This is a genomic window from Streptomyces sp. NPDC060366, from assembly GCF_042725135.1.
In the GTDB taxonomy this organism is placed as follows: Bacteria; Actinomycetota; Actinomycetes; order Streptomycetales; family Streptomycetaceae; genus Streptomyces.
The window spans coordinates 63,876-86,871 of record NZ_JBHXDC010000010.1; the positions used below are offsets into that span (position 1 = coordinate 63,876).

A 22,996-nucleotide genomic window follows, 5' to 3' on the forward strand; every position below is an offset into this window, starting at 1 on the left:
CTCACCACGCCCCGGAGCCCTTAAACTTCCGCGTCATGCTGCGTGTACTGGCCGTGGACGACGAAGAGCCCGCCCTCGAAGAGCTGCTGTACCTCCTGCGCGCCGACCCGCGGATCCGCGGTGCCGAGGGCGCCACCAGCGCGACCGAGGCGCTGCGCCGTATCGGGGCCGCGCTCGACGCCGGTCCTGACGACCCGGCCGCCGTCGATGTCGTCTTCCTCGACATCCACATGGCGGGGCTCACGGGCCTCGACGTCGCCAAGCTCCTGGCCGGTTTCGCCGAACCCCCGCTGATCGTCTTCGTCACCGCCCACGAGGGCTTCGCCGTCCAGGCGTTCGACCTCAAGGCCGTCGACTACGTGCTCAAGCCCGTCCGCCGGGAGCGGCTGGCCGAGGCCGTCCGGCGCGTCGCGGAGCTGGTGGGGGAGCGCGGCCCGGTCGTGGACACCTCCACCGACCAGATCCCCGTCGAGCTCGGCGGCGTGACCCGCTTCGTCCCCGTCGCCGACATCGTCTACGCCGAGGCGCAGGGCGACTACGCCAGACTCCACACCGACACCGCCAGCCATCTGGTGCGCATCCCCCTCACCACCCTGGAGGAGCGCTGGCGCTCCCGCGGTTTCGTACGGATCCACCGACGCCATCTCGTCGCCATCGCCCGCATCGACGAGCTGCGCCTCGACGCGGGCGCCATGAGCGTGCGCGTCGGCGACGCGGAACTGGCGGTCAGCAGACGTCACTCCAGGGCCCTGCGCGATCTGCTGATGCGCCAGCCCGGCCGCTGACCTGGCCCTTCGCCGGGCGGACGGTGGGGTGCCGGGACTTCCCTCCGCCTTGACGGTCTGCCTACACTCCGGCCCTGGCACCGGTGCCGGGGACGAGGGGGAGGAGAGACCATGACCGCGGAACCCCACCCCAAGCGCGAGGTCGTCACCGGTGAACCCCGCCGCGTACGCCCACTGCCCCGCTACCGCGCCCAGTCGGAGATCGACGAGCAGACCGCACTCGGCGACGCCTACGTCCGCTCCCTCATGCGCAGCCAGCTCCGCGCCGGACTCACCGCGTTCGCCCTGCTCGCCACGGTCGTCGGCACCCTCCCGCTCGCCTTCGCCGCGCTGGGCGACTCCACCGTCGTCTGGGTGGTCCTCGGCGTCGCCGCCTATCCGCTGCTGACCCTGCTGGCCTGGTGGTACGTGCGGCGCGCGGAGCGTAACGAGCGGGACTTCGCCCGGCTGGTGAAGGGCCGGCCGCTGCCGTGAGCCAGAGCTACACGGTGACGGCCGTCGCCGTCGTCGTGGTCGCCACCGTCCTCGTAGGCGGCTTCGGCCTGCGCATATCGCGCACCACCTCCGACTTCTACGTGGCCTCCCGTACCGTACGGCCCGGTCTCAACGCCGCCGCGATCAGCGGGGAGTACCTCTCCGCCGCCTCCTTCCTCGGCATCGCCGGACTGCTCCTGCTGCACGGCCCCGACATGCTCTGGTATCCGGTCGGCTACACCGCCGGCTATCTGGTCCTGCTGATCTTCGTCGCCGCCCCGCTGCGCCGCTCCGGCGCGTACACGCTGCCCGACTTCGCGGAGGGACGCCTGGAGTCCCGCCCCGCCCGGCGCGTGGTCAGCGCGCTGGTCGTCGGCGCGGGCTGGCTCTATCTGGTGCCGCAGCTCCAGGGCGCGGGCCTCACCCTGGAGATCCTGACCGGCGCGCCGAACTGGTTCGGCGCCGTCCTCGTCGCGGTCGTCGTGGTGGTGGCCGTCGCGGCGGGCGGCATGCGCAGCATCACCTTCGTGCAGGCGTTCCAGTACTGGCTCAAGCTCACGGCGCTGCTCGTCCCGGCGATCTTCCTGCTGCTGGCCTGGCAGGGCGACGGCCGGCCCCCGATCGACTTCGACCTGACCGAGATGTCGAGCCGCGCGGACCACCCCATGTACGCGACGTACGGGCTGATCGTCGCCACCTTCCTCGGCACCATGGGCCTGCCGCACGTCGTGGTCCGCTTCTACACCAGCCCCAACGGCCGGGCGGCCCGCCGGACCACCGTCGTCGTGCTCGCCCTGATCGGCGGCTTCTACCTGCTGCCGCCGGTCTACGGCGCGCTCGGCCGGCTGTACGCGCCCGCGCCCGCCCTCGGTACGGATGCCGACGCCGCCGTGCTGCTGCTGCCCGATCTGGTGATCGGGGGCACGGCGGGCGATCTGCTGGGCGCGCTCGTCGCGGGCGGCGCGTTCGCCGCGTTCCTGTCCACCGCCTCCGGCCTGACCATGGCGGTGGCCGGGGTGCTCACCCAGGACGTGCTGCCCTCCCGCGGCGTACGGCACTTCCGGCTGGCCACGCTGCTCGCGATCCTGGTACCGCTCGGCGGCTCGCTGGTCGTCAGCGGCATGCCGGTGGCGGACGCCGTCGCGATGGCCTTCGCCGTCTCCGCGTCCTCGTTCTGCCCGCTGCTGGTGCTCGGCATCTGGTGGCGGCGGCTCACCCCGCCCGGCGCGATCGCCGGACTGCTGCTCGGCGGTGGCTCGGCGCTGGTGGCCATCGGGATCACGGTCAGCGGCGCCGTACGGTCGGGCTGGCCGCACGCGCTGCTCGCCTGGCCCGCCGTCTGGTCGGTGCCCGTCGGATTCCTCGCGATGATCCTGGTGTCGCTGGCCACGCGCTCGCGGATACCGCCGGGGACCAAGGCCGCCATGACCCGCTTCCATCTGCCGGAGGCCCTGATGCCCCGTGCCCGGGGAGGCCCGCGATGACCCCGGCGAGAGGCCCACGACGATCACGACGACCCCGACGATCCGGATGAGAGGTTCACGATGAGCGGCGCCGCCCTCGCGGTACTGATCGTGCTCGGCGCGCTGCTGCTCGCCGGGGGCTATGTGCTCGGCCGCCGTACCGGACACGGTCGCCCGGACCGGACCAGTGACGTCGGTACGCCCGTCGAACACGCCACCTTCGAGACCCTGCACACCGCGTCGCTCGCCGCCCCGCCGCTGCGCGCCGGACTCACCGAGGAGAGCGCGGGCAAGGCCGCCCGCCGGCTGCGCTCACTGCTGGGGACCGACGCACTCTGCCTCACCGACCGGGACCGGGTGCTGGTCTGGGACGGCCTCGGCGAGCACCACGGCAAGCATGTGATGGACCATGTGCAGGGGCTGCTCGCCAGCGGGCGCGACACCGCCTTCGCCAGCGGCTGCGGCGATCTGGACTGCCCGCTGCGCTGGGGCGTCGCCGCGCCGCTGACCGTCGACCACCGGGTGCTCGGCACCCTCGTCGCCTACGCGCCAAGGGAATCCGCGGTCCTCGCGCGGGCCGCGGGTGAGGTCGCCCGCTGGGTCTCCGTACAGCTCGAACTCGCCGAACTCGACCGCTCCCGGACCCAGTTGATCGAGGCGGAGATCAAGGCGCTGCGCGCCCAGATCTCGCCGCACTTCATCTTCAACTCACTGGCCGCGATCGCCTCGTTCGTCCGCACCGATCCCGAGCGGGCGCGGGAACTGCTCCTGGAATTCGCCGACTTCACCCGCTACTCGTTCCGCAGGCACGGGGACTTCACCACCCTCGCCGACGAACTGCACTCCATCGACCAGTACTTGGCACTCGTCCGGGCCCGCTTCGGCGACCGGCTGTCGGTCACGCTCCAGGTCGCCCCCGAGGTGCTGCCGGTCGCGATGCCGTTCCTCTGTCTCCAGCCGCTCGTCGAGAACGCCGTCAAGCACGGCCTCGAAGGAAAGATCACGATGAGCCACATCACCATCAGCGCGCTCGACGCGGGCTCGGAGGCGGAAGTGGTGATCGAGGACGACGGGGTGGGGATGGACCCGGATCGGCTGCGCCGGATCCTGCGCGGCGAGGGCGGTCTGTCCACGGGCATCGGACTGCTCAACGTGGACGAACGGCTGCGCCAGGTCTACGGGGACGACTACGGGCTCGTCATCGAGACGGGGGTGGGGGCCGGGATGCGGATCACGGTGCGGATCCCCAAGTACCGCGCGGGTGTGCACGGCACCTGAGCGGGCCCGGCGGCCGGGAACGCCGAAGGCGCCTGTCGTTTCAGAACAGATGGATCGCCAGATGCCCCAGCGGCAGCCCCAGTTGCCACGCCGGGGTCCACACCTGTGGCCCTTCCTCCTCGTACCGCTCCGGGTCCCCGCGACCGGCCAGGAGCGGATCGCCGCCCGGCGGGCCCATCGCGTCGAGGTCCGGCGCCAGCAGTTCGGTCTCCTCCAGCCACCGCCAGGCGGCCAGGGCCAGTTCGAGATCCGGGTCGGGGCGGGCGACGCCGGTCCGCTCCGCCTGGAACACGCGGGTCTCCAGCAGGTCGAGCTGGTGACAGACCCATTCACGCCAACCGGTGCCGTACTCGGTCAGCGTCCGCCACTCGTCCATCCGCGCCACGCCGCCGGGCCCGCCGACCGCTCCGTCGGACAGGAAGATGGTCAGGGCGAGGGCGTCGCGACCCGCCCGGTACTCAAGTGTGGTGGGCGGCATCAGATCGCCGGTGCGCAGTAGTTCGTCGGCGATGTACTCCGCGTACATCCATGCCATGGGGACGAGCAGGCCGCCGCCACCGCCTTCGTCATGACGTTCCGGACGCATTGTTTTGCGCCTTCCTTCCCCTCCGTGGACGCTGCTTCACGGAGCATTGAACCGGCGGCCGGTGCCCAGCGTGGCCAGAAGAGCAGGATCCGACAGAGGACCGGAGGCGATTGTGACGGGTGAGGCCGGCGGTGACCCGCATGTGCGGTCGCAGCTCGGTGCCTACGCGCTGGGAGCTCTCACGCCCGAGGAGGACCGGCTCGTCGCCGGGCACCTGGACGGCTGTGCGAAGTGCGCTGCCGCCTATGCGGAGGTGGCCGATGCCGCGGCGCTCCTCGCACTCTTCGACGAGGAGGACCTGTGGTAGCCCGGCAGGGAGCGACCGAGGGCGCGCAGCGCGTAGTAGGACCGGGACTTGACGGTGCCGGCCGGTATGCCGAGCACCTGCGCGGCCTCGACCACGCTCAGTCCCTTGAAGTAGATCTGCGCGAGTACGGCGCGGTGCTCCGGGCTCAGCGACTTCACGGCCTGGCGTACGTCGAGCGCGGCGACGGAGCGCTCCGTGGGGTCGCCCGGCTCCGGGGTGGCTTCGAGGACGCCGTCGCTGACCTCGGTGGGGCGGGCGAGACGTGAGCGGCGGGCGTCTATCGCCAGCCGGCGGCCGACGGTGAAGAGCCAGGGCCGCATGGACTCGTAGGGGCCTTCGAAAGCCTCGGGGTGCTGCCAGGCGCGGACCAGCGTCTCCTGGAGCAGATCCTCGGCGCGCTGCCGGTCGCCGTAGGTCAGACCGAGCAGGAAGTGGAGCAGCGCGGGACCGTGGTCGCGCTGCAACTCCGCCAGCGCCCGCTCGTCGGTCGTCGCCGTGGCCGTGGCGGTGGTCATCGTGAACGTCCCTTCTCGCGGAGGTCGCTGCCGTCGGCGTCGTTGCCGTTGGCGTATCGGAACGCATCGGGTACGTCCGGGGACAGACGGCTCACAAGGGTCTGCGACGAGCGGTCGCTCCGCGCGGCGAGTGGTGCGGTGAACGGTTCGGCCGATCCGTTTCGTCCATTTCGAGTGATTCGCCACGTCTGGTGTATTAATCACATTAATATGAAGATATGCATGCGTTGACCGTTTGGTCGCCTTCCTCGTCAATGAAGGAGCCTGACCGATGACGACGCGCATGCGACACGGGGCTGTGGCCGCCGCCGCCCTGCTGCTCGGTACGACCGCCGGATGCGCCGGACCGGGCGCCGGGGACGCGGCCGGCGACCGGCCCGTCACGAGCGCCGCCGGGTCCGGCACTTCGGCGGCGGGCGGCGCCACACCGCGGCGCGGGTTCACGCTCGTCGCCTCCGGAGACGTCCTGCCGCACGACTCCGTCATCCGCCAGGCCAACGCCGACGCGGGCGGCGCGGGCCACGACTTCGTACCGATGCTCGCGGGGGTGAAGCCCGTCGTCTCGGCCGCCGATGTGGCGATCTGTCACATGGAGACGGTGTACGGCCCCGACGGCGGACCCTTCACCGGCTACCCGTCGTTCAAATCGCCGCCCGAGATCGCCACCGCGCTCAAGGCGACCGGCTACGACTCCTGCTCCACCGCGTCCAACCACTCCCTGGACGATGGTGCCGAGGGAATCGGCCGCACCCTTGGCGCACTCGACAAGGCGGGGGTCAAGCACGTCGGCTCGGCGCGCTCGGCCGAGGAGGACACCCGGCCCGCCCTGCTGGACGCGGGCGGCGCGAAGGTCGCCCAACTGGCGTACACCTACGACACCAACGGCAGGCCGCTGCCCGACGGGCAGCCCTGGGCGGTCGACCTCATCGACGAGGAGAAGATCGTCGCCGATTCACGGGCCGCCCGCGCGGCGGGCGCCGACGTCGTCGTCGTGAGCCTCCACTGGGGTACGGAGTGGCAGACCGCGCCCGACGAGAAGCAGCTGAACCTCGGCCGGAACCTCACCGCGTCCAAGACCGGGAGCCGTCCCGACATCGACCTGATCATCGGCACCCACGCCCATGTCCCGCAGGCGTACGAGAAGGTCAACGGCACCTGGATCATCTACGGCATGGGCGACCAGATCGCCGGCGAGATGATCAACCACGCCGGACAGTTCGACCCGCGCGGCACCCAGGGCTCGATCGGCCGGTTCACCTTCGCGCCGCCCGCCGCCGAAGGGGAACGCTGGTCCGTGACGAAGGCGGAGTTCGTCCCGCAGACCATGGACAACACCGTCGGACGGGTCGTCAATCTGTCCCGTGCGCTCGACGAAGACCCGGCCAGGGACGACTACCGCACCACGCGGTCGGCGATCGAGGCGGCCGTCCTCGGGCGCGGCGCCGCCAAGGACGGCCTCACGGCGGGCCGTTGACACCGGGCCCTCCCGAAGGCCCGCACGCCGTTCTACGGGACGACCGTCACCGGCCAGCGGCCCGCCTTGACCAGCCGTACCGCCACCGAGCCGATGAAGCGGTGCCCCGCCGACTCGGACGCGCCCACCACCACGGCGTCCGCCTTCAGGTCGTCCGCCGCGGTGACCAGCCCGTTGTAGGGGTCGCCGCGCAGGGTGTGGAACTCCCAGCGGACGTCCCAGATGCCTCTGACCCGCTCGGCGCTGGTACGGATCTCCTCCGCGAGACCTTCGGCGATCTCCTCGGTCGTGTCGGCGACCGGGGCGCCGAGCGCGGCGCCCGTCGACATCAGCGGCTGCACGTACACGACCGCGAGCAGGGCGTTCTGCCGCCGGGCGAGACCACCGGCGTACGCCGCCGCGCGGAGGGACGACTCCGAGCCGTCCACACCGGCGACGATCACCTTGGGGCCGTCCGTGCCGCGTTCGAAGGGGGATGGCTGCTGATCCGTCACGCCAGGAGGCTATCGGCTTCCGGAACGCGGGCCGCCGGGGGTGCGCCCGGAGGCCGGATCGTCCCCCGATCGCCGGAGACCGGCGGAGCTCACCGCCCTCGCGAGACGCCGCCGTTTCCCGCCGACCCGACTGACGCTCATCCGCTCATCCCATCGGGTGCTTTCCCCGCACTCGCCGGTGTCGGTGAAGCGCCGGAGCCGTCGGCCGTGCGAGCCATTGGCCATGGAAGCCACCAAGAAGAACCAGATGATGCCGGGGCGACGGGCCGTGCTGCGCGTCGCCGCCGTCCTCGGGGCCGTGGGCCTGGCCCGGCTGATGACCACGGGCGATCCCCACACGCCGGTCCGTCCGGCCACCGGGAGCCCTCCCGCGGGTGCGTCGGCGGCAGGGAACCCTCCGGCGGGCGGGTCGGCGGCCGGACCGCCCCCGGCACTGCCCGGCGGATCGTCCGCCTACAGGCTGAGCCCCATGACGGAGTTCCAGCCACCCGGCTACCGCCCGGCCCGCCCGCCCGTGCGCACCGAGCCCTTCATGAAGATGCCCGACCTGGGCCGCTCGATGGTGCTCACCTTCGACGACGGGCCCGACCCCAAGTACACCCCCGCCATCCTCAAGACGCTGCGCGCGCACGACGTGCGGGCGATGTTCTTCATCTGCGGCGGGATGGCCAAGGGGCAGGGCGACCTGCTGCGCGAGATGGCCGACGACGGCCACATCGTGGCCAACCACAGCTGGTCCCACCCGGAGTTGCCCAAACTGAAACCGGCCAAGATCCTTGAGGAGATGGAGCGCACCAGCGAGGTGATCGAGCGGACACTCGGCCTTCCGCCGGTCTGGTTCCGCGCCCCGTACGGCTCCTGGAACCGGCACACCTTCAAGATCGGCGCCGACCTCGGTATGGAGCCGCTCGCCTGGACCCTGGACACCCTCGACTGGAAGTCACCCGGCACCGGGAAGATCGTCCGCAGAGTGCTCGACGGGGCCGCGCCCGGAGTCGTGGTGCTGTCGCACGACGCGGGCGGCAACCGTTCGCAGAGTGTGGCCGCGCTGCGCGACTACCTGCCCAAGCTGCTGAAGAAGGGATACGCCATCACTGTCCCGAGGCGCGGTTACGGCATCTCCGTACCGAAGTCCTGACACACGGAGAGGGTGGGGCGGCGTGCGCCGCCCCACCCTCTCCGTACAGATCCGGCAGACGCCCTCAGCGGGTCTCCACCAGCCGGGCGAAGACCACGACGTTGCCGTCGTAGCCGCCCGCCTTCGAGTAGCCGCCGCCGCAGGTGATCACACGCAGTTCGGAGTGGCCGGTGTCGCCGTACACCCGCGCCCCCGGGAAGTCGTTCTTGGAGAACACCTCGACGCCGTAGATCTCGAACACCGCCACCCGCTCGTCGAAGCGGGTGACTTCGATGTGCTTGCCCTTGCTCAGCGAGCCGAGACCGTAGAAGACCGCGGGGCCCGCCTGGTTGTCCACGTGGCCCACGACGACCGCGGTGCCGCGCTGGCCCGGGGCGACGCCGTTCTGGTACCAGCCCGCCATGTTCGCGTCCTCCGGCGGCGGGGCGGCGATCCAGCCCTCCGGGTCGAGCCCCACGTCCATCACGGGTGCGTCGACCTTGATCGCCGGAATCGTCACGCGGGACATGGGGGCGTACGGCAGGGGCTTCACGATGGGGACGGTGCCCGGCGCGGTCACCTGGTCCTGCCGGGTGTCCAGCGCCGCCGCCGAGGCCGGCTGGGGCGGTCCCAGGGACACGTCGGCCCCGTTCCGCATCAGTGCGAGACCAGAGAGCATGACAAGAGCCAGAACGCCCCAGGGCGAGCGTTTCCTCGACTCCGAGCCGCTGAGGGCCAGGCCCATGATTCTCCCTTCGTGGGCACCTGGTACGCACGCTAGGCGCGGACGTCCGGGCCCGCGAGAGATGGATGGCGAATGGGTGGTGCGGCCGTCCGTGCCCGCAGCGCTGCCCCATTCGAGTAGTCGTCATATAAAAACTTCTGACGGTCTGTGACCTGCGGGTCCGTCAGGCCGGATCGCCTTCTGTCGGCGTGTCGCCTCACCAGGGTGGACCAGTGCCGAAATGCGTCGAACGCTCCAGATGGTGATGGTTCGTCATGGAGGGCGTACTCGTCGAATTTCCCGGAGCACCGCTTTGGGGCGTCTTCCACTGGAGGCTCAACGATGCGTGCTTCACGCGCTCTCATGGTGACTGCCGCGGCCTGCGCCGCCGTGGCGCTCTCCGCCCCACTGGCCGGGGCAACCAACGGCCCGACCAACGTCCGCGTCAACCCGTTCGCCGTCCACCAGGGCGGTACGTTGCACATCACCGTCGACGGCTGCGGCCACGGCGGCACCGTCACGTCCAACGCCTTCCCCACGGCGCAGCTGTCGGTGAACTCCTCGGGCCACTCGGAGGCCAGGGCCCGCATCAACAACAACGCCACGCCCGGCGACTACAACCTCTCCGTCAAGTGCAGCGACAGCACCCGCATCGCGACCCACCGCTTCCGCGTGCTCTCCGGCCAGGGCGCCGAGGGCGGCCTCGGCGGTTCCATCGGCCCCAGCTCGACCGAGATGGCGGTCGGTGCCGGTCTCGTCGGCACGGCGGCCGTCGGCGGCACGTACTTCATCGCCCGGCGCCGTCGTGCGGGCAACGCGCTCGTCTGACCGGCCGGACCTCCGTACGGCGAACGTCCGTCGCCCCAAGTCCTCTACGGGACTTGGGGCGACGGACGTTCCGTCCGCTCCCCGGACCGGCGGGGAGCGGGTGACGGGCGGGTGACGGCGGAGGGGGTCAGTGCAGACGGCTCGCCGAGCGACGGCGCACGACCAGGACGGTGCCGACGGTCGCCGCGGCGACCAGGCCGGTGCCGATGGCGAGTTCCGTGCTGTTCATGCCCATGAAGCTGCCGCCGAGACCGCCCTTGACGCCGCCGGGAGGCGCGATCGCCGTCGAGCTGGTGGTCGCGGTACGGGTCGGGGTGGCGGTCGTCGTCCGGGTCGGGCTCGGGGTCGCGGTCCCGGTCGGCGACGCGGTCGTGGTCGGTGACGCGGTCGTGGTCGGCGAGGCGGTCGGGGACGGGGTGCCGCCCGCGATGGTGAGGTCGGTGGTGCCTTCCTCGCCGTTGCAGATGAAGGTCACCTCGTACATCGCACCGGGCTTGGCGTCCCAGAAGACGGAGGCGCGCGCCGATCCGCCGGAGGGGATGGGGGTGTCGTCGAACACCCCGGACTCGGCGGTGGCGGTGCTGCTGCACCCGGTGACCGTGAGGGTCACCTCTCCGCCGGCGGCGACGACCGAGGGGGTGACAGCGAAATCGAACGGTGGGTCGGGGGCCGCCGCCGTGGCCACGGCAGGCGTAGTCAGTGCGAGTGCGGCCGCTCCCAGTAGAGCGGCGGACGCGGCACGTATCGCGCGCATGGTCGATCCTCCGGTCTCCGAGGGGCAGTGCGGAACTGATTTCCGCGGAGGCGGGAAATGCACCTCGATACCCGGCACGCTAGGAGCGCACCGCCACCGCCGCGATCGCAGTCCGGCGAATGGGTTGTCCTGTCACCCGACCGGCCGCGCGGGCCTCCCGGCGGCTGGTCAGGGCCCGCCGTCGACCGCCGGACGGGCCCGCGGTGCCCGTCCGGCGATCCCGGCGCCCGTCCTACGTACGGAGGTGCGGGAACAGGTCGACGAACGGGGCCGCCGTCGCGGAGATGCCCCGCCCGTACGGCGCGTCGAAGTCCCAGATGAGGAAGAGCAGAAACGCGATCAGGGCACTGAACAGACCAGCCAGCAGCAGTTCCCGCCAGGTACGGCGGATCTGGAGCGTGAAGATCAGCCCGACCGTCACGACGGCGCCGATGATGAGGCCGAACCAGACGACCCCCGGCATCGTCGCCCCCGCGTTCTCGCCCCTGGCGCCGCGCGCGTCGTCGGCCGCCGCCACCTGGTCGACCAGCGGCTGATAGGCCTGCGCCTCGTGGTCGTCGGCCGGTACGTAGTCGGTGACGCTCCGCCGCACCTGCTCCAGCAGCGCCGTGCCCTTCTCGCTGAGACTGTTGTGCTCCGACATGTGGGGCCACTCGGTGTGGACCACGTACGAGACGTACGCGTCGACGTCGCCCCGGATGCGGTCGCGCACCTCGACCGGGTAGACCTCCGACCGCGCCTGCACCTCGTGCAGGGCCTGCGCCTCCTGGCGTACGGATTCCTGCGCGCCGCCGCGCGCCTCCCAGACGCCGGCGATCGCCAGGCCCAGCACGATCGCGTAGACCACGCCGATCATCATCGTCATGTATTCGAGGACGTCAGGGCTCTCTGAGGGGTCGTCGTCGGCCGGTACCCGGCGCTGGTTGATGAGGACGATGGTCACGACGACCGCGCACGCGGCGGCCATCGCGATGGTCAGGACAAGCCATTCCGACATGGGTCTCCGTCAGCTAGCGGGAACGGGGGCGAAGGATGGCGGCGGCGAGGACCGCGGGCGCCGTGAGCAGCAGCATGAGCATCACCACCGACGTGCTGTTCGTCGGCTGCTTGCGGGCGGGCGCCTTGTACGCGGGCAGCACCCGTACCTCCGGCGGACCGGCCTTCGGCGGTGGCGGGGGAGGAGGCGGCGAGGGCTTCGGTTCCGGCGGGGGAGCGGCCGGTGGTGGCGGAGGGGGCGGGTCCACGGCGGGCCGGACCGGCGGCGGCGCGACCGGTGGCGGTACGGGCGCGGGCTCGGCGACCACGGGCGGCTCGGGCTCCGGTTCGGGCCGCGGCGGTGGTGAGGGTTCCGGCGGTGGCTCGGGAGACGGCGGTGGCGGTGGCGGAGGCTCCGGCGGGGGTTCGGGGGGCGGCGGCGGTGAGGGCGGCGGTGGAGGTGGCGGCGAGGGCCGGCAGGGCCCGTCTCCGATGATGACGACCGCGCCCGCACCGCCCGGCCCGGTCCAGGCCGAGACGCAGACATCCGCGGCGGCCGGCACGGGCGTGCCGACTATCCACAGGAGCCCCGTGACGGCCAGGGTCCGCACGACAAATGATCGGTTCACGGCGGCAGCATGAAACAACGCCGTCCGCGGCATGCCGAAATACTGCTGGATTCGCCTGATCGTGGGGAATCGGGGCTTTCCGCGTTTCTTTCTGAAGATTCTTTGAAGTCCGTTGAACGCTCCTCACCCTCCCGCGCGTACTTAGGACCATGAACGGCGCGGCCTGGCGCCCCAACTGGCTTACGAACTACGGGAGTTGACATGAACACCTGGCGGAACGCCTCGCTCGCGGTGACCGCGGTGGCCGTACTGGCCCTGACGACGGCGTGCGGTCAGGAGAAGGGCGAGAGCCCCAACGGTCAGGCGGTCGGCGCCGCCGCACCCGCCGACGGCGGCTACGGATCGGACGCCGGCTACGGCGACGAATCGGCCACCGAGCCCAAGACGGCCGGCCAACTCGCCGTGTGGGACAGCAAGAAGCTCGGAGAGGTCGTCACCGACAGCGAGGGCATGACGCTCTACCGGTTCGACAACGACACCGCCGAGCCGCCCAAGTCGAACTGTGCCGGCGAGTGCGAGAAGGCGTGGCCGGTCGTCGCCGCGGGCGACGTCAAGGCGGCGGCGGGCACCGACGCGTCGAAGATCGGAGAGGTCACACGCGCCGACGGCACCAAGCAACTGACCCTCGGCGGCTGGCCGATGTACCGCTACGCCAAGGACACCAACCCCGGTGACGCCAACGGGCAGGGTGTGGGCGGCACTTGGTTCGCCTCCGCCCCCGACGGGAAGAAGGCCGCCGTCGGCGCCGCAGGGGAGGACGAGGCCGGAGCCTCCGAGGCCGATCTCGCCGGGCTGTCCGTGCGAAAGGACCCCAAGCTCGGTGAAATCGTGGTGGACGCCAAGGGTATGACGGTATATCGGTTCAAGAAGGACAGTGCGTGGCCGATGAAGACCGCCTGCACCGGTGCCTGCCTCGAAAAGTGGCCGGTCGTCGCCCCGGTCGACAAGAACGACACCGAAGGCATCATCAAGAAGGGCTTCGTGACGTTCGACCGGCCCGACGGAATCAAGCAGCAGACCATCGACTGCTGGCCGATCTACACCTTCGCCGGCGATGCCAAGCCCGGTGACACCAATGGTCAGGGCGTCGGCGGCACCTGGTACGCCGTCGCTCCCGACTCCAAGCTGGTCGGAGCGCCCAAGTAGTCCCCACGTCGCGCCTCCGACCGAGCTGTCCGCCGTCACGCCCCCGTGCGTGACGGCGGACCGTTTGCGTGTCAGGGTTCGGGTGTGACCGAGAACGGACCGCTAATTTCCGTTTCAGCTCGCTCTCTTGGCGGGCGATCAGTAGCCTCGGCTCGAACACCGGCCGTGTACAAGGCCGTTCACCCGTGGCGACTTGTTGGAGATCTCGATGGAGCGTCCCGCCTGGGCACCGCAGGGCATCGACATATCGGTGCCGAGCGTTTCCCGCATTTATGACTACTATTTGGGCGGTTCGCACAATTTCGCAGTGGACAGGGAAGCGGCCCGTAAGGCAATGGAGTTCATGCCGGGACTTCCCAAGATCATGCAGGCGAATCGGGCGTTCATGCGTCGCGCCGTCCGCTTCGCCATCGGCGAGGGCGTGACCCAGTTCCTCGACATCGGCTCCGGCATTCCGACGTTCGGCAATGTCCACGAGGTCGCCCAGGCCGCCGATCCCGACGCCAGGGTCGTGTACGTCGACCATGACCCGGTCGCCGTGGCACACAGCAAGGCGGTGCTCGAAGGCAACGGCAACGCGGGCGTCGTGACCGCCGATCTCCGCAGACCCCGGCAGATCCTCGACAGCCCCGAGGTCCGGGACCTTCTCGACCTGAACCGGCCGGTCGGCCTGCTGCTGGTCTCCGTCCTGCACTTCCTGGAGGACGAGGACAAACCCTTCCAGGCCGTTGCCGAGCTGACCGAGGCCCTCGCACCCGGCAGCCTCGTCGTCGTGTGCCACGCCTCGTACGCGGGCATCCCGCTGCCCCAGGAACGGGTCGCCGGCACGGTCGGCGTCTACAAGGACATCCGCAACCCGCTGGTCATGCGGACGCGCGAGGAGATCGCCCGGTTCTTCGACGGCTACGACCTCGTCGAGCCCGGTCTGGTGCCCATGGGGAACTGGCGACCGGAGAGCCCCGACGGCCAGGAGGACCCGTACGCGTCGTCCGGGTTCGCCGGCGTGGGACGCAAGGCGTGATGGTGCCGGCGGAGGTCCCCGACGAAGCGGCGGAACCGGACGGACTGGAGGACCGGCTCAGGCGGTTCGCGACGATCTGGAGCCGGGCGATCTTCCCCGCGACGGCCACGTCACTGACCCGGCCCGAGTTCGAACAGCATCTGCTGCCCCTGGCACGCCGGTTGAGGGACGCTCTGCACGACAAGATCTTCGACGCCGCGCCCGCGCACGGCGTCGGGGCCGCGCTGGTGGCCGTGCACTGCACGGACCCGGAGACGCTCGCCCGCTCCCTGGGCGTCGTCGACGCCTATCTGGTCCTCTACTGCGGCGCGTCGGCCGACCCGGCCGGCGAACTGGCCGCCGAGGAGCTGCGGGCGCGCTGTGCCCGGCTCCAGCACGCGCTCGCCGCCGGGTTCGCCCTGGCGCTGCGCGAACGCACCCTCACCGAGCAGGAGGCCATCGCGCGCTCCGCGCTCGCGGCGCGCGGCGTCGCCGAGGACGCGCTGCACGCCACGGAGGCCCGGTTCCGCGCGGTGTTCGAGGGCGCGGCGATCGGCATCGGCATCGCCGACCTCGACGGCCATGTGCTGGAGGTCAACAACACCCTCACCCAGATGCTCGGCGGACTCGAACACCATGTCCGCAGCAGGAACGTCAGCGAGTGGGTGCACCCCGACGACGCGCCGCAGGTCTGGCGGATGCACGGTGAGCTGATTCGCGGGGAACGTGAGAGCTTCCGGACGGAGAAACCGTTCTTCCGTAACGACGGCACCGTGCTGTGGACCAACCTGACGGTCTCGCTGCTCCGGGACGTCGACGGCGTGCCGCAGTACCAACTGGCCCTGCTCGAGGACACCACCGAGCGGCGGCTGCTCAATCTGCGGCTGCGCTACGAGGCGACCCACGACGCCCTCACCGGACTGCCCAACAGGACGCTGTTCTTCGAGCGCCTGGAGAAGGCGCTCACCCCCGCCAGGGACACGGCGAAGGAGCCGGTGGGAGAGACGGCGAAGGAAGCCACGAAGGACACCTCTCAGCCGGCCCGCTTCGGCCTCTGCTACCTCGATCTCGACGGCTTCAAGGCGATCAACGACAGCCTCGGCCACTCCGCCGGCGACCGGATGCTGGTCGAGGTCGCCGACCGGCTCCAGAGCTGCGCCACGGCGCCCGGCGAGATGGTCGCCAGGCTCGGCGGCGACGAGTTCGTGGCGCTGACCACGGGGCCCGACTCGGTACGCGAGGTGAACGACCTCGCGTCGCGCATCCTCGGCGCGCTCGCCACCCCGATCAGCCTGGACGGCCGTGAGTTCACCGTCCGGGGCAGCATCGGCATCGTGGAGGGCAAGGCGGGGGAGTTCACCGCGGCGGAGGTGCTGCGCAGCGCCGACATCACGATGTACCGGGCCAAGTCGGCGGGCGGCAACCGGTTCGAGCACGCCGACGCCGAGGCCGACGCCCGCGCCATCACCCGGCACGGGCTCACCACGGCGCTGCCGACCGCGCTGGAGCGCGGCGAGTTCTTCATCGAGTACCAGCCGCTGGTGCATCTCGCCGACGGCAAGGTGCACGGAGCCGAGGCGCTGGTGCGCTGGAGCCACCCGACCCACGGGGTGCTCAGCCCCGACCGGTTCATCCCGCTCGCCGAGCACACCGGGCTGATCGTGCCGCTCGGGCGCTGGGTGCTGGAACAGTCCGTGCGACAGGCCAGGGCGTGGCAGGAGGAGCTGGCGGCCGGCACGTTCGCGGGTCCGCTGCGGATCAACGTCAACCTCTCGCCGGCCCAGCTGCACCATCCGGGGCTCGTCGCCGACACGGTGGAGGTGCTGGAGCGGGTCGGCCTCGCGCCGGGCTCGCTCTGCCTGGAGGTCACCGAGTCCGCGCTGATCGGCGCGGACGAGGATCTGCTCAAGCCGCTGCGCCAGCTCGCCGAGATGGGCGTCGACATCGCGCTCGACGACTTCGGCACCGGCTACTCCAACCTCGCCAATCTGCGCAGGCTGCCGGTGAGCGTGCTCAAGCTGGACCGTTCCTTCACGCAGGGGATGCAGCAGCACCCGGCCGACGCGGTCGACATCAAGATCGTCGAGGGGATCGTCTCGCTCGCGCACAGCCTGGAGCTGGCCGTGACGGTGGAGGGCGTGGAGACCGGGACGCAGGCGGACCATCTGCGAAGGCTGGGCTGTGACACGGCGCAGGGCTGGTACTACGCGCGTCCCGGCCCGCCCGAGATGCTGCACACCCTGTCGCTCGCCGACGCGGTCTGACGCCGTCCGGAGCGGGTGGCCGACCGGCCGCCCGCTCCGCTACGCGCGTCGCGTGCCCGGCTCCGCGGTACGGCCCTCGCCACCCGTACTGCTCCGCGCCCGCGTGCTGAACAGCACCTTCTGGAGTTCGCGCGCGGCGCGCGGGGGCGCGACGTCGCTGCGGTGAGCGAGCGCGATCGTACGGCGCAGCCCCGGCGGCGCCAGCGGTGTCACCCGCAGATCGCGCCCCGCCTGCTGCGCCACCATGCTCGGCACCACCGCCACCCCGAGACCGGCGCGTACGAAACCGAGCACGGCGTCCATCTCGCCGCCCTCGACGGTGAACGTCGGCTCGAACCCCTCGGCCCGGCAGGCGGCCACGGTCAGTTCCCGCAGGTCGTAGCCGTGCCGGAACATCACCAGCTGCTCACTGCGGAGATCGGAGATCCGCACCGGCCGGCGCGGTCCGGGCGCCGCCGCCGACGAGACCACGACCAGGTCCTCGTGCAGCAGCTCGACCGTCGTCAGAGCCGGTGACGGGGTCGGCAGCGGGAGGACCACCAGGGCGAAGTCCAGGGCGCCGCGCGCCAGTTCGCGTACGAGGTCGTGCGAACCGCTCTCCTCGATCAGCAGCTCGATGCCCGGGTGCCGGTCGTGGAACTCGCGCAGGACCTCGGGCAGCAGACCCGTACAGAGGCTCGGCGGCGCGCCGAGCCGTACCCGGCCGCGCCGGAGCTGGACCAGCTCCTGCACCTCGTGACGCGCGGTCTCCGCGTCGGCGAGGATCCGCCGGGCTGTCGGCAGCAGGGCCTCGCCCGCGTCGGTGAGCGCGACATTGCCCCGCGCCCGGCCGAACAGCTCGGCGCCCAGCTCCTTCTCCAGGGCCCGGATCTGCTGGGAGAGCGAGGGCTGAGAGACATGCACCCGCTCGGCGGCCCTGGTGAAGTGCAGGGTCTCCGCGACGGCGACGAAATAGACGAGCTGCTGGAACTGCATCCGGCCATAATAGGCACCACGATAGGCACAGCCTATGGATATGAGCCGAACCATGTCTTGGACCTCTCGGTACCCCCAGCCCTACCGTGCGTGTCATGGCTCTGGCAACACGTACGGACAAACGGGCGGACCGGAAAGCCGGCGCGCCGGGCGGCGGGCGCCCCGGCAAACGGCCCTCGGTGCTCGGCACCCTCTGGGGCTCCACGGTCGGCAAGAAGGCCGTCATGGCCGTCAGCGGCCTGATCCTGCTCGGCTACCTCGTCGCGCATCTGCTGGGCAACCTGAAGATCTTCTTCGGTCCCGGTGAGTTCAACGAGTACGGACACTGGCTGCGGACCATGGGCGCGCCCGTCCTGCACCACGAATGGGCCCTGTGGATCGTGCGCGTCGTGCTGCTCGCCGCCGTCGTCCTGCACGGCGTCTGCGCGTACCAGCTCAGCCGCCGCGACATCGCCGCCCGCCCCACCGCCTACGTGCACAAGCGCCGCCGCGCCAGCTACGCCACGCGCACCATGCGCTGGGGCGGGATCATCCTGGCGCTGTTCATCGTCTGGCACCTGCTCGACCTCACGACGCTCACCGTCAACGAGAACGCGCAGCCGGGCCACCCGTACGAGAACGTCGTCGCCACCTTCTCCACCTGGTACGGCAACGTCATCTACATCACCGCGATGCTCGCCGTCGGCATGCACGTCCGGCACGGCTTCTGGAGCGCCGCACAGACCCTCGGCATGGGCAGCGCCACCCGTGACCGCGTACTGAAGATCATGGCCAACGGCCTCGCGCTGGTGCTGACCGTCGGCTTCATCTCCCTGCCCGTAGGCGTCATGACCGGAGTGGTGAGCTGACATGGACGACCTCCTCCCGCCCACGTACACCGACTACACGACCGGCGAACCCCTCGCCGACACCAAGGCCCCGGACGGGCCCGTCGCCGAGCGCTGGGACACCCGCCGCTTCGAGGCCAAGCTGGTCAACCCGGCCAACCGCCGCAAGCACACCGTCATCGTCGTCGGCACCGGACTCGCCGGCGGCGCCGCCGGCGCCACGCTCGCCGAACAGGGCTACCACGTCGTCCAGTTCTGCTACCAGGACTCACCGCGCCGCGCCCACTCCATCGCCGCCCAGGGCGGCATCAACGCCGCCAAGAACTACCGCAACGACGGCGACTCCATCCACCGCCTCTTCTACGACACCGTCAAGGGCGGCGACTTCAGGGCCCGCGAGTCCAACGTCCACCGGCTCGCCCAGATCTCCGTCGAGATCATCGACCAGTGCGTCGCCCAGGGCGTGCCCTTCGCCCGCGAGTACGGCGGTCTCCTCGACACCCGCTCCTTCGGCGGCGTCCAGGTCTCCCGCACCTTCTACGCCCGCGGCCAGACCGGCCAGCAACTGCTGCTCGGCGCCTACCAGGCGCTGTCCCGGCAGATCGCCGCCGGCACCGTCGAGATGCACCCGCGCACCGAGATGCTCGACCTGATCGTCGTCGACGGCCGGGCCCGCGGCATCGTCGCCCGCGACCTGATCTCCGGCAAGGTCTCGACCCACTTCGCCGACGCCGTCGTCCTCGCGTCCGGCGGCTACGGCAACGTCTTCTACCTGTCGACCAACGCCAAGAACAGCAACGCCACCGCCGTCTGGCGCGCCCACCGGCGCGGCGCGCACTTCGCCAACCCCTGCTTCACCCAGATCCACCCCACCTGCATCCCGCGCTCCGGCGACCACCAGTCCAAACTCACCCTCATGAGCGAGTCGCTGCGCAACGACGGCCGCATCTGGGTCCCGAAGGCGCACGGTGACACCCGCCCGCCCGCCGAGATCCCCGAGGACGAGCGCGACTACTACCTGGAGCGGATCTACCCCTCCTTCGGCAACCTCGTCCCGCGCGACATCGCGTCGCGCGCCGCGAAGAACGTCTGCGACGAGGGCCGTGGCGTCGGCCCAGGCGGCCAGGGCGTCTACCTCGACTTCGCCGACGCGATCCGCCGCCTCGGCCGCAAGGCGGTCGAGGAGAAGTACGGCAACCTCTTCGAGATGTACGAGCGCATCACCGCCGAGGACCCCTACCAGGTGCCGATGCGCATCTACCCGGCGATCCACTACACGATGGGCGGACTCTGGGTCGACTACGACCTCCAGACCACCGTGCCCGGACTGTTCGCGATCGGCGAGGCCAACTTCTCCGACCACGGCGCCAACCGGCTCGGCGCCTCCGCCCTGATGCAGGGCCTCGCCGACGGCTACTTCGTGCTGCCCTCGACCATCAACGACTACCTGGCCCGTAACCCGCACCAGGCCGAGATCGGTGACGACCACCCGGCGGTCGCCGAGGCCGTCGCCGAGACCGAGGACCGGCTGCGCCTGCTGCTCGCCGTCGACGGTGACCGCACCCCCGACTCCTTCCACCGCGAGATCGGCGAACTGCTCTGGGAGCACTGCGGGATGGCCCGCAGCGAGATCGGACTGCGCAAGGCGCTCGACCGCATTCCGCAGATCCGCGAGGAGTTCTGGCGCCGGATCAAGGTGCCGGGCACCGGCGAGGAGTTCAACCAGTCGCTGGAGAAGGCCAACCGCATCGTCGACTACCTGGAACTCGCCGAGCTGATGTGCCTCGACGCGCTGCACCGCGCCGAGTCCTGCGGCGGCCACTTCCGCGAGGAGTCCCAGACCGACGGCGGCGAGGCGGAACGGCACGACGACGCCTTCTCGTACGCGGCGGCCTGGGAGTTCACCGCCACCGGCACCGCGCCCGTCCTGCACAAGGAAGACCTCGTCTTCGAGTACGTCCACCCCACCCAGCGGAGCTACGCATGAGGCTCACCCTGCGCGTCTGGCGGCAGAGCGCCGCCGACGCCACCGGCGCCATGGTCACGTACGACATCGACGGCATCTCCGAGGACATGTCGTTCCTGGAGATGCTCGACTTGCTCAACGAGCGGCTGATCCTCGACGGCGACGACCCGGTCGCCTTCGACCACGACTGCCGCGAAGGCATCTGCGGCGCCTGCGGCGTCGTCATCAACGGCGACGCCCACGGCCCGGAACGCACCACCACCTGCCAGCTCCACATGCGGCACTTCACCGACGGCGACACGATCGACGTCGAGCCGTGGCGGGCCGGGGCGTTCCCCGTGGTCAAGGACCTGGTCGTGGACCGGTCGGCCTTCGACCGGATCATCGGGTCCGGCGGCTACATCAGCGCCCCCACCGGCTCCGCCCCCGAGGCCCACGCCACGCCCGTGCCCAAGGCGGACGCCGACTTCGCGTTCGAGCACGCCGAGTGCATCGGCTGCGGCGCGTGCGTGGCCGCCTGCCCCAACGGCTCGGCGATGCTCTTCACCTCGGCCAAGATCAACCACCTCAACGTGCTGCCCCAGGGCGCCCCGGAGCGCGAGACCCGTGTCCTGGACATGGTCGCGACCATGGACGAGGAGGGCTTCGGCGGCTGCACCCTGGCCGGCGAGTGCGCGACGGCCTGCCCGAAGGGCATCCCGCTCCCGTCGATCACGGCGATGAACAAGGAGTGGCTGCGCGCGACCCGCAAGGTGGCGCGGTAGGTCCTGTCCTTCGAGGGGTACGTCCTGCGCCTGGCACGCCTCAACTCCCGGTGCCCGCACCGAGACCCGCGATCCGTGCCAGGCGCGTGAACGAGTCCAGGAGGGCGTCGCGGTCGTACGTACTGGTCGTCACCAGTACCTCGTCGGCGGCGCTCTCCCTGATCACCGACTCCAGGGCGTCGGCGACCTGTTCCTCGGTGCCCTGGACATGGCCGCGCAGCCCCGACTCGTAGAACTCCCGCTCCTTCGCGGTCATCGTCAGCGTCTCGATCCGCTCTGCCGGAGCCAGTGGCGGGAAGACGCCGCGGGTGCGGGAGTGGGCCATCGACCACGCCTCGGGTATCAGCAGCCGGCGCGCCTCATCCTCGCTCGGGGCGACCGCCACCGTTCCCGCGATGATCACGTGCGGCCGGTCCGACCAGGCGGACGGGCGGAAGCCGTCGCGATAGCGTTCCACGGCCCGCAGCATGCGCTCGCGGCCGCGCAGGTCGCCCACGACCACGGGCAGACCGGCCGCCGCGGCGATGTCCGCGCCCTCGCCCATGGCCAGGACGAACGGCGCGGGCCGCAGGCCCTCGGCGGGCAGGGCATGGACCTGCGGGAAGAGGTCCTGGTCGCCGGTGAACCAGCCGAGGAGTTCCTCGATCTGCCCGGCGAAGTCCTCGGGGTTTTGGACGGCTCGTTTGTCCTTGCCGAGCGCCCGGCGGATTCCGTCCGTGAAGCCGACCGAGCGGCCGAGGCCCATGTCGATCCGGCCGGGGAACAGCGACTCCAGCACCCCGAACTGCTCGGCCACGACGAGCGGCCGGTGGTTGGGCAGCATCACCCCGCCCGTACCGACGCGGATCGTGGAGGTCGCGGCGGCCACGGCCGCCGCCAGGACCGTGGGCGCCGAGCCCGCGACACCCAGCACGCTGTGGTGCTCGGAGACCCAGAACCGGTGGTAGCCGAGCGCCTCCAGCCGCCCCGCGAGGCGCACGGTGTCGCGCAGCGCCTCGGGGGCGTCCTGGCCCTCACGGGTGCGGGACCGGTCGAGTACGGAGAATCGGGTGTTCGCGATCACTGAGCTCACGTCTGGTTCAACAGTGACGCGGCGCCAGGATTCCCGGGCCGCTCTCTAGGCTGGGCGTGTGACGGACAACAGGCGTACGACGGGCCACAGCAGACCACTGGCCGTATTCGATCTGGACGGGACGCTCGCCGAGACCGCGCACCGCCAGCACTTCCTGGAGCGCAGGCCGAAGGACTGGGCCGGCTTCTTCGGCGCGGCGGGTCAGGACACACCGCTGCCGGAGGGGGTGGCGCTGGTCCTCAAGAGCGCCGAGGAGTGCGAGGTCGTGTATCTGACCGGCCGTCCCGAGCGCTGCCGCGAGTCCACACTGACCTGGCTGCGGGCGAACGGTCTGCCGGACGGCCGGGTGTTCATGCGCCGCAACGACGACCGGCGGCCCGCCAGGACCACCAAGGTGGAACGGTTGCGCGCGCTGGCCGCGAAGCGCGAGATCCGGGTGCTCGTGGACGACGACGAGCTGGTGTGCGACGCCGTGGAGCGTGCCGGGTTCCGGGTCGTACGCGCCCGCTGGGCGAGCACGTCACAGGCGCTGAAGGACGGGCAGGAGCGCGAGGGGCGCACCTGAGACGCCCCGCCGTC

At 71.1% G+C, this 22,996-nt stretch carries 24 protein-coding genes; 16 read left to right on the plus strand and 8 right to left on the minus strand.

What is annotated here, in order from left to right:
* The first annotated feature begins 35 nt into the window (after positions 1 to 35).
* From ACFWHU_RS23835 to ACFWHU_RS23850, 4 genes are all read left to right on the plus strand, one after another.
* On the plus strand, positions 36 to 785 hold the full coding sequence (locus ACFWHU_RS23835) for a LytR/AlgR family response regulator transcription factor (RefSeq protein WP_385800107.1): 750 nt from the start codon (positions 36 to 38) through the stop codon (positions 783 to 785).
* Between the two features lie 111 nt (positions 786 to 896).
* On the plus strand, positions 897 to 1,259 hold the full coding sequence (locus ACFWHU_RS23840) for a hypothetical protein (protein WP_385800109.1): 363 nt from the start codon (positions 897 to 899) through the stop codon (positions 1,257 to 1,259).
* On the plus strand, positions 1,256 to 2,743 hold the full coding sequence (locus ACFWHU_RS23845; RefSeq protein ID WP_385800111.1) for a cation acetate symporter: 1,488 nt from the start codon (positions 1,256 to 1,258) through the stop codon (positions 2,741 to 2,743). Before ACFWHU_RS23840 ends, ACFWHU_RS23845 begins: the two co-directional genes overlap by 4 nt.
* Positions 2,744 to 2,803: 60 nt before the next feature.
* A complete protein-coding gene (locus tag ACFWHU_RS23850; RefSeq protein ID WP_385800113.1) occupies positions 2,804 to 4,000 on the plus strand; it encodes a sensor histidine kinase in 1,197 nt (398 codons plus the stop codon).
* A 40-nt stretch (positions 4,001 to 4,040) separates the two neighbouring features.
* Here ACFWHU_RS23850 and ACFWHU_RS23855 read toward each other — a convergent pair whose 3' ends face one another.
* The gene (locus ACFWHU_RS23855; RefSeq protein WP_385800115.1) at positions 4,041 to 4,586 is read right to left on the minus strand and encodes a hypothetical protein; all 546 of its coding nucleotides are present in this window, start codon (positions 4,584 to 4,586) and stop codon (positions 4,041 to 4,043) included.
* A 112-nt stretch (positions 4,587 to 4,698) separates the two neighbouring features.
* Here ACFWHU_RS23855 and ACFWHU_RS23860 point away from each other — a divergent pair, with 112 nt between their 5' ends.
* A complete protein-coding gene (locus ACFWHU_RS23860) occupies positions 4,699 to 4,893 on the plus strand; it encodes a zf-HC2 domain-containing protein (protein ID WP_078073968.1) in 195 nt (64 codons plus the stop codon).
* On the opposite strand, the gene ACFWHU_RS23865 is transcribed toward ACFWHU_RS23860, so the two are convergent.
* The gene (locus ACFWHU_RS23865) at positions 4,830 to 5,408 is read right to left on the minus strand and encodes a sigma-70 family RNA polymerase sigma factor (RefSeq protein ID WP_078073967.1); all 579 of its coding nucleotides are present in this window, start codon (positions 5,406 to 5,408) and stop codon (positions 4,830 to 4,832) included. The genes ACFWHU_RS23860 and ACFWHU_RS23865 overlap by 64 nt on opposite strands.
* A 271-nt stretch (positions 5,409 to 5,679) precedes the next feature.
* On the opposite strand from ACFWHU_RS23865, the gene ACFWHU_RS23870 reads away from it, so the two are divergent.
* The gene (locus tag ACFWHU_RS23870; protein WP_387226987.1) at positions 5,680 to 6,882 is read left to right on the plus strand and encodes a CapA family protein; all 1,203 of its coding nucleotides are present in this window, start codon (positions 5,680 to 5,682) and stop codon (positions 6,880 to 6,882) included.
* 32 nt (positions 6,883 to 6,914) lie between these two features.
* On the opposite strand, the gene ACFWHU_RS23875 is transcribed toward ACFWHU_RS23870, so the two are convergent.
* A complete protein-coding gene (locus ACFWHU_RS23875) occupies positions 6,915 to 7,376 on the minus strand; it encodes a universal stress protein (protein ID WP_147877850.1) in 462 nt (153 codons plus the stop codon).
* Positions 7,377 to 7,599: 223 nt separating this feature from the next.
* On the opposite strand from ACFWHU_RS23875, the gene ACFWHU_RS23880 reads away from it, so the two are divergent.
* On the plus strand, positions 7,600 to 8,514 hold the full coding sequence (locus tag ACFWHU_RS23880; RefSeq protein WP_385800120.1) for a polysaccharide deacetylase family protein: 915 nt from the start codon (positions 7,600 to 7,602) through the stop codon (positions 8,512 to 8,514).
* 64 nt (positions 8,515 to 8,578) lie between these two features.
* Here ACFWHU_RS23880 and ACFWHU_RS23885 read toward each other — a convergent pair whose 3' ends face one another.
* Positions 8,579 to 9,238, minus strand: a complete 660-nt coding sequence (locus tag ACFWHU_RS23885) for a class F sortase (protein WP_385800122.1) — start codon at positions 9,236 to 9,238, stop codon at positions 8,579 to 8,581.
* Between the two features lie 321 nt (positions 9,239 to 9,559).
* Between ACFWHU_RS23885 and ACFWHU_RS23890 the strand changes: the two genes are divergently transcribed.
* The gene (locus tag ACFWHU_RS23890) at positions 9,560 to 10,045 is read left to right on the plus strand and encodes a hypothetical protein (protein WP_385800124.1); all 486 of its coding nucleotides are present in this window, start codon (positions 9,560 to 9,562) and stop codon (positions 10,043 to 10,045) included.
* A gap of 127 nt (positions 10,046 to 10,172) precedes the next feature.
* Here ACFWHU_RS23890 and ACFWHU_RS23895 read toward each other — a convergent pair whose 3' ends face one another.
* Together ACFWHU_RS23895 and ACFWHU_RS23900 are read right to left on the minus strand one after the other, a co-directional pair.
* Positions 10,173 to 10,799: a hypothetical protein gene (locus tag ACFWHU_RS23895; RefSeq protein WP_387226991.1), complete on the minus strand. Its 627-nt coding sequence runs from the start codon at positions 10,797 to 10,799 to the stop codon at positions 10,173 to 10,175.
* 232 nt (positions 10,800 to 11,031) lie between these two features.
* Positions 11,032 to 11,796: a hypothetical protein gene (locus ACFWHU_RS23900; RefSeq protein WP_387226993.1), complete on the minus strand. Its 765-nt coding sequence runs from the start codon at positions 11,794 to 11,796 to the stop codon at positions 11,032 to 11,034.
* A gap of 62 nt (positions 11,797 to 11,858) precedes the next feature.
* Between ACFWHU_RS23900 and ACFWHU_RS23905 the strand changes: the two genes are divergently transcribed.
* From ACFWHU_RS23905 to ACFWHU_RS23920, 4 genes are all read left to right on the plus strand, one after another.
* Entirely contained in the window at positions 11,859 to 12,416 is a 558-nt protein-coding gene (locus ACFWHU_RS23905) for a hypothetical protein (protein ID WP_385800130.1), read from the plus strand.
* A 188-nt stretch (positions 12,417 to 12,604) separates the two neighbouring features.
* A complete protein-coding gene (locus tag ACFWHU_RS23910) occupies positions 12,605 to 13,549 on the plus strand; it encodes an SCO0930 family lipoprotein (RefSeq protein ID WP_385800132.1) in 945 nt (314 codons plus the stop codon).
* Between the two features lie 208 nt (positions 13,550 to 13,757).
* Positions 13,758 to 14,570, plus strand: coding sequence for an SAM-dependent methyltransferase (locus ACFWHU_RS23915; RefSeq protein ID WP_387226997.1), 813 nt, complete (start codon positions 13,758 to 13,760; stop codon positions 14,568 to 14,570).
* Positions 14,570 to 16,813 carry a putative bifunctional diguanylate cyclase/phosphodiesterase gene (locus tag ACFWHU_RS23920; protein ID WP_385800135.1) on the plus strand — a complete coding sequence of 748 codons (2,244 nt, stop codon included), beginning with the start codon at positions 14,570 to 14,572 and terminating at the stop codon, positions 16,811 to 16,813. Before ACFWHU_RS23915 ends, ACFWHU_RS23920 begins: the two co-directional genes overlap by 1 nt.
* A 39-nt stretch (positions 16,814 to 16,852) precedes the next feature.
* Here ACFWHU_RS23920 and ACFWHU_RS23925 read toward each other — a convergent pair whose 3' ends face one another.
* Positions 16,853 to 17,788 (minus strand): LysR family transcriptional regulator, encoded by a 936-nt coding sequence (locus ACFWHU_RS23925; protein ID WP_387226999.1) that lies wholly within the window; start codon positions 17,786 to 17,788, stop codon positions 16,853 to 16,855.
* A gap of 95 nt (positions 17,789 to 17,883) precedes the next feature.
* Between ACFWHU_RS23925 and ACFWHU_RS23930 the strand changes: the two genes are divergently transcribed.
* From ACFWHU_RS23930 to ACFWHU_RS23940, 3 genes are read left to right on the plus strand one after another with little or no spacing between them, the layout of a single operon-like run.
* The gene (locus ACFWHU_RS23930) at positions 17,884 to 18,636 is read left to right on the plus strand and encodes a succinate dehydrogenase cytochrome b subunit (RefSeq protein ID WP_381791615.1); all 753 of its coding nucleotides are present in this window, start codon (positions 17,884 to 17,886) and stop codon (positions 18,634 to 18,636) included.
* Between the two features lies 1 nt (position 18,637).
* Complete coding sequence (locus ACFWHU_RS23935; RefSeq protein ID WP_385800140.1) at positions 18,638 to 20,602, plus strand: fumarate reductase/succinate dehydrogenase flavoprotein subunit; 1,965 nt, start codon at positions 18,638 to 18,640, stop codon at positions 20,600 to 20,602.
* A complete protein-coding gene (locus ACFWHU_RS23940) occupies positions 20,599 to 21,345 on the plus strand; it encodes a succinate dehydrogenase/fumarate reductase iron-sulfur subunit (RefSeq protein WP_387227002.1) in 747 nt (248 codons plus the stop codon). Before ACFWHU_RS23935 ends, ACFWHU_RS23940 begins: the two co-directional genes overlap by 4 nt.
* Before the next feature lie 40 nt (positions 21,346 to 21,385).
* On the opposite strand, the gene ACFWHU_RS23945 is transcribed toward ACFWHU_RS23940, so the two are convergent.
* Complete coding sequence (locus ACFWHU_RS23945; RefSeq protein ID WP_387227004.1) at positions 21,386 to 22,417, minus strand: LLM class flavin-dependent oxidoreductase; 1,032 nt, start codon at positions 22,415 to 22,417, stop codon at positions 21,386 to 21,388.
* 58 nt (positions 22,418 to 22,475) lie between these two features.
* On the opposite strand from ACFWHU_RS23945, the gene ACFWHU_RS23950 reads away from it, so the two are divergent.
* Complete coding sequence (locus ACFWHU_RS23950; protein ID WP_387227006.1) at positions 22,476 to 22,982, plus strand: hypothetical protein; 507 nt, start codon at positions 22,476 to 22,478, stop codon at positions 22,980 to 22,982.
* Positions 22,983 to 22,996 lie beyond the last annotated feature (14 nt).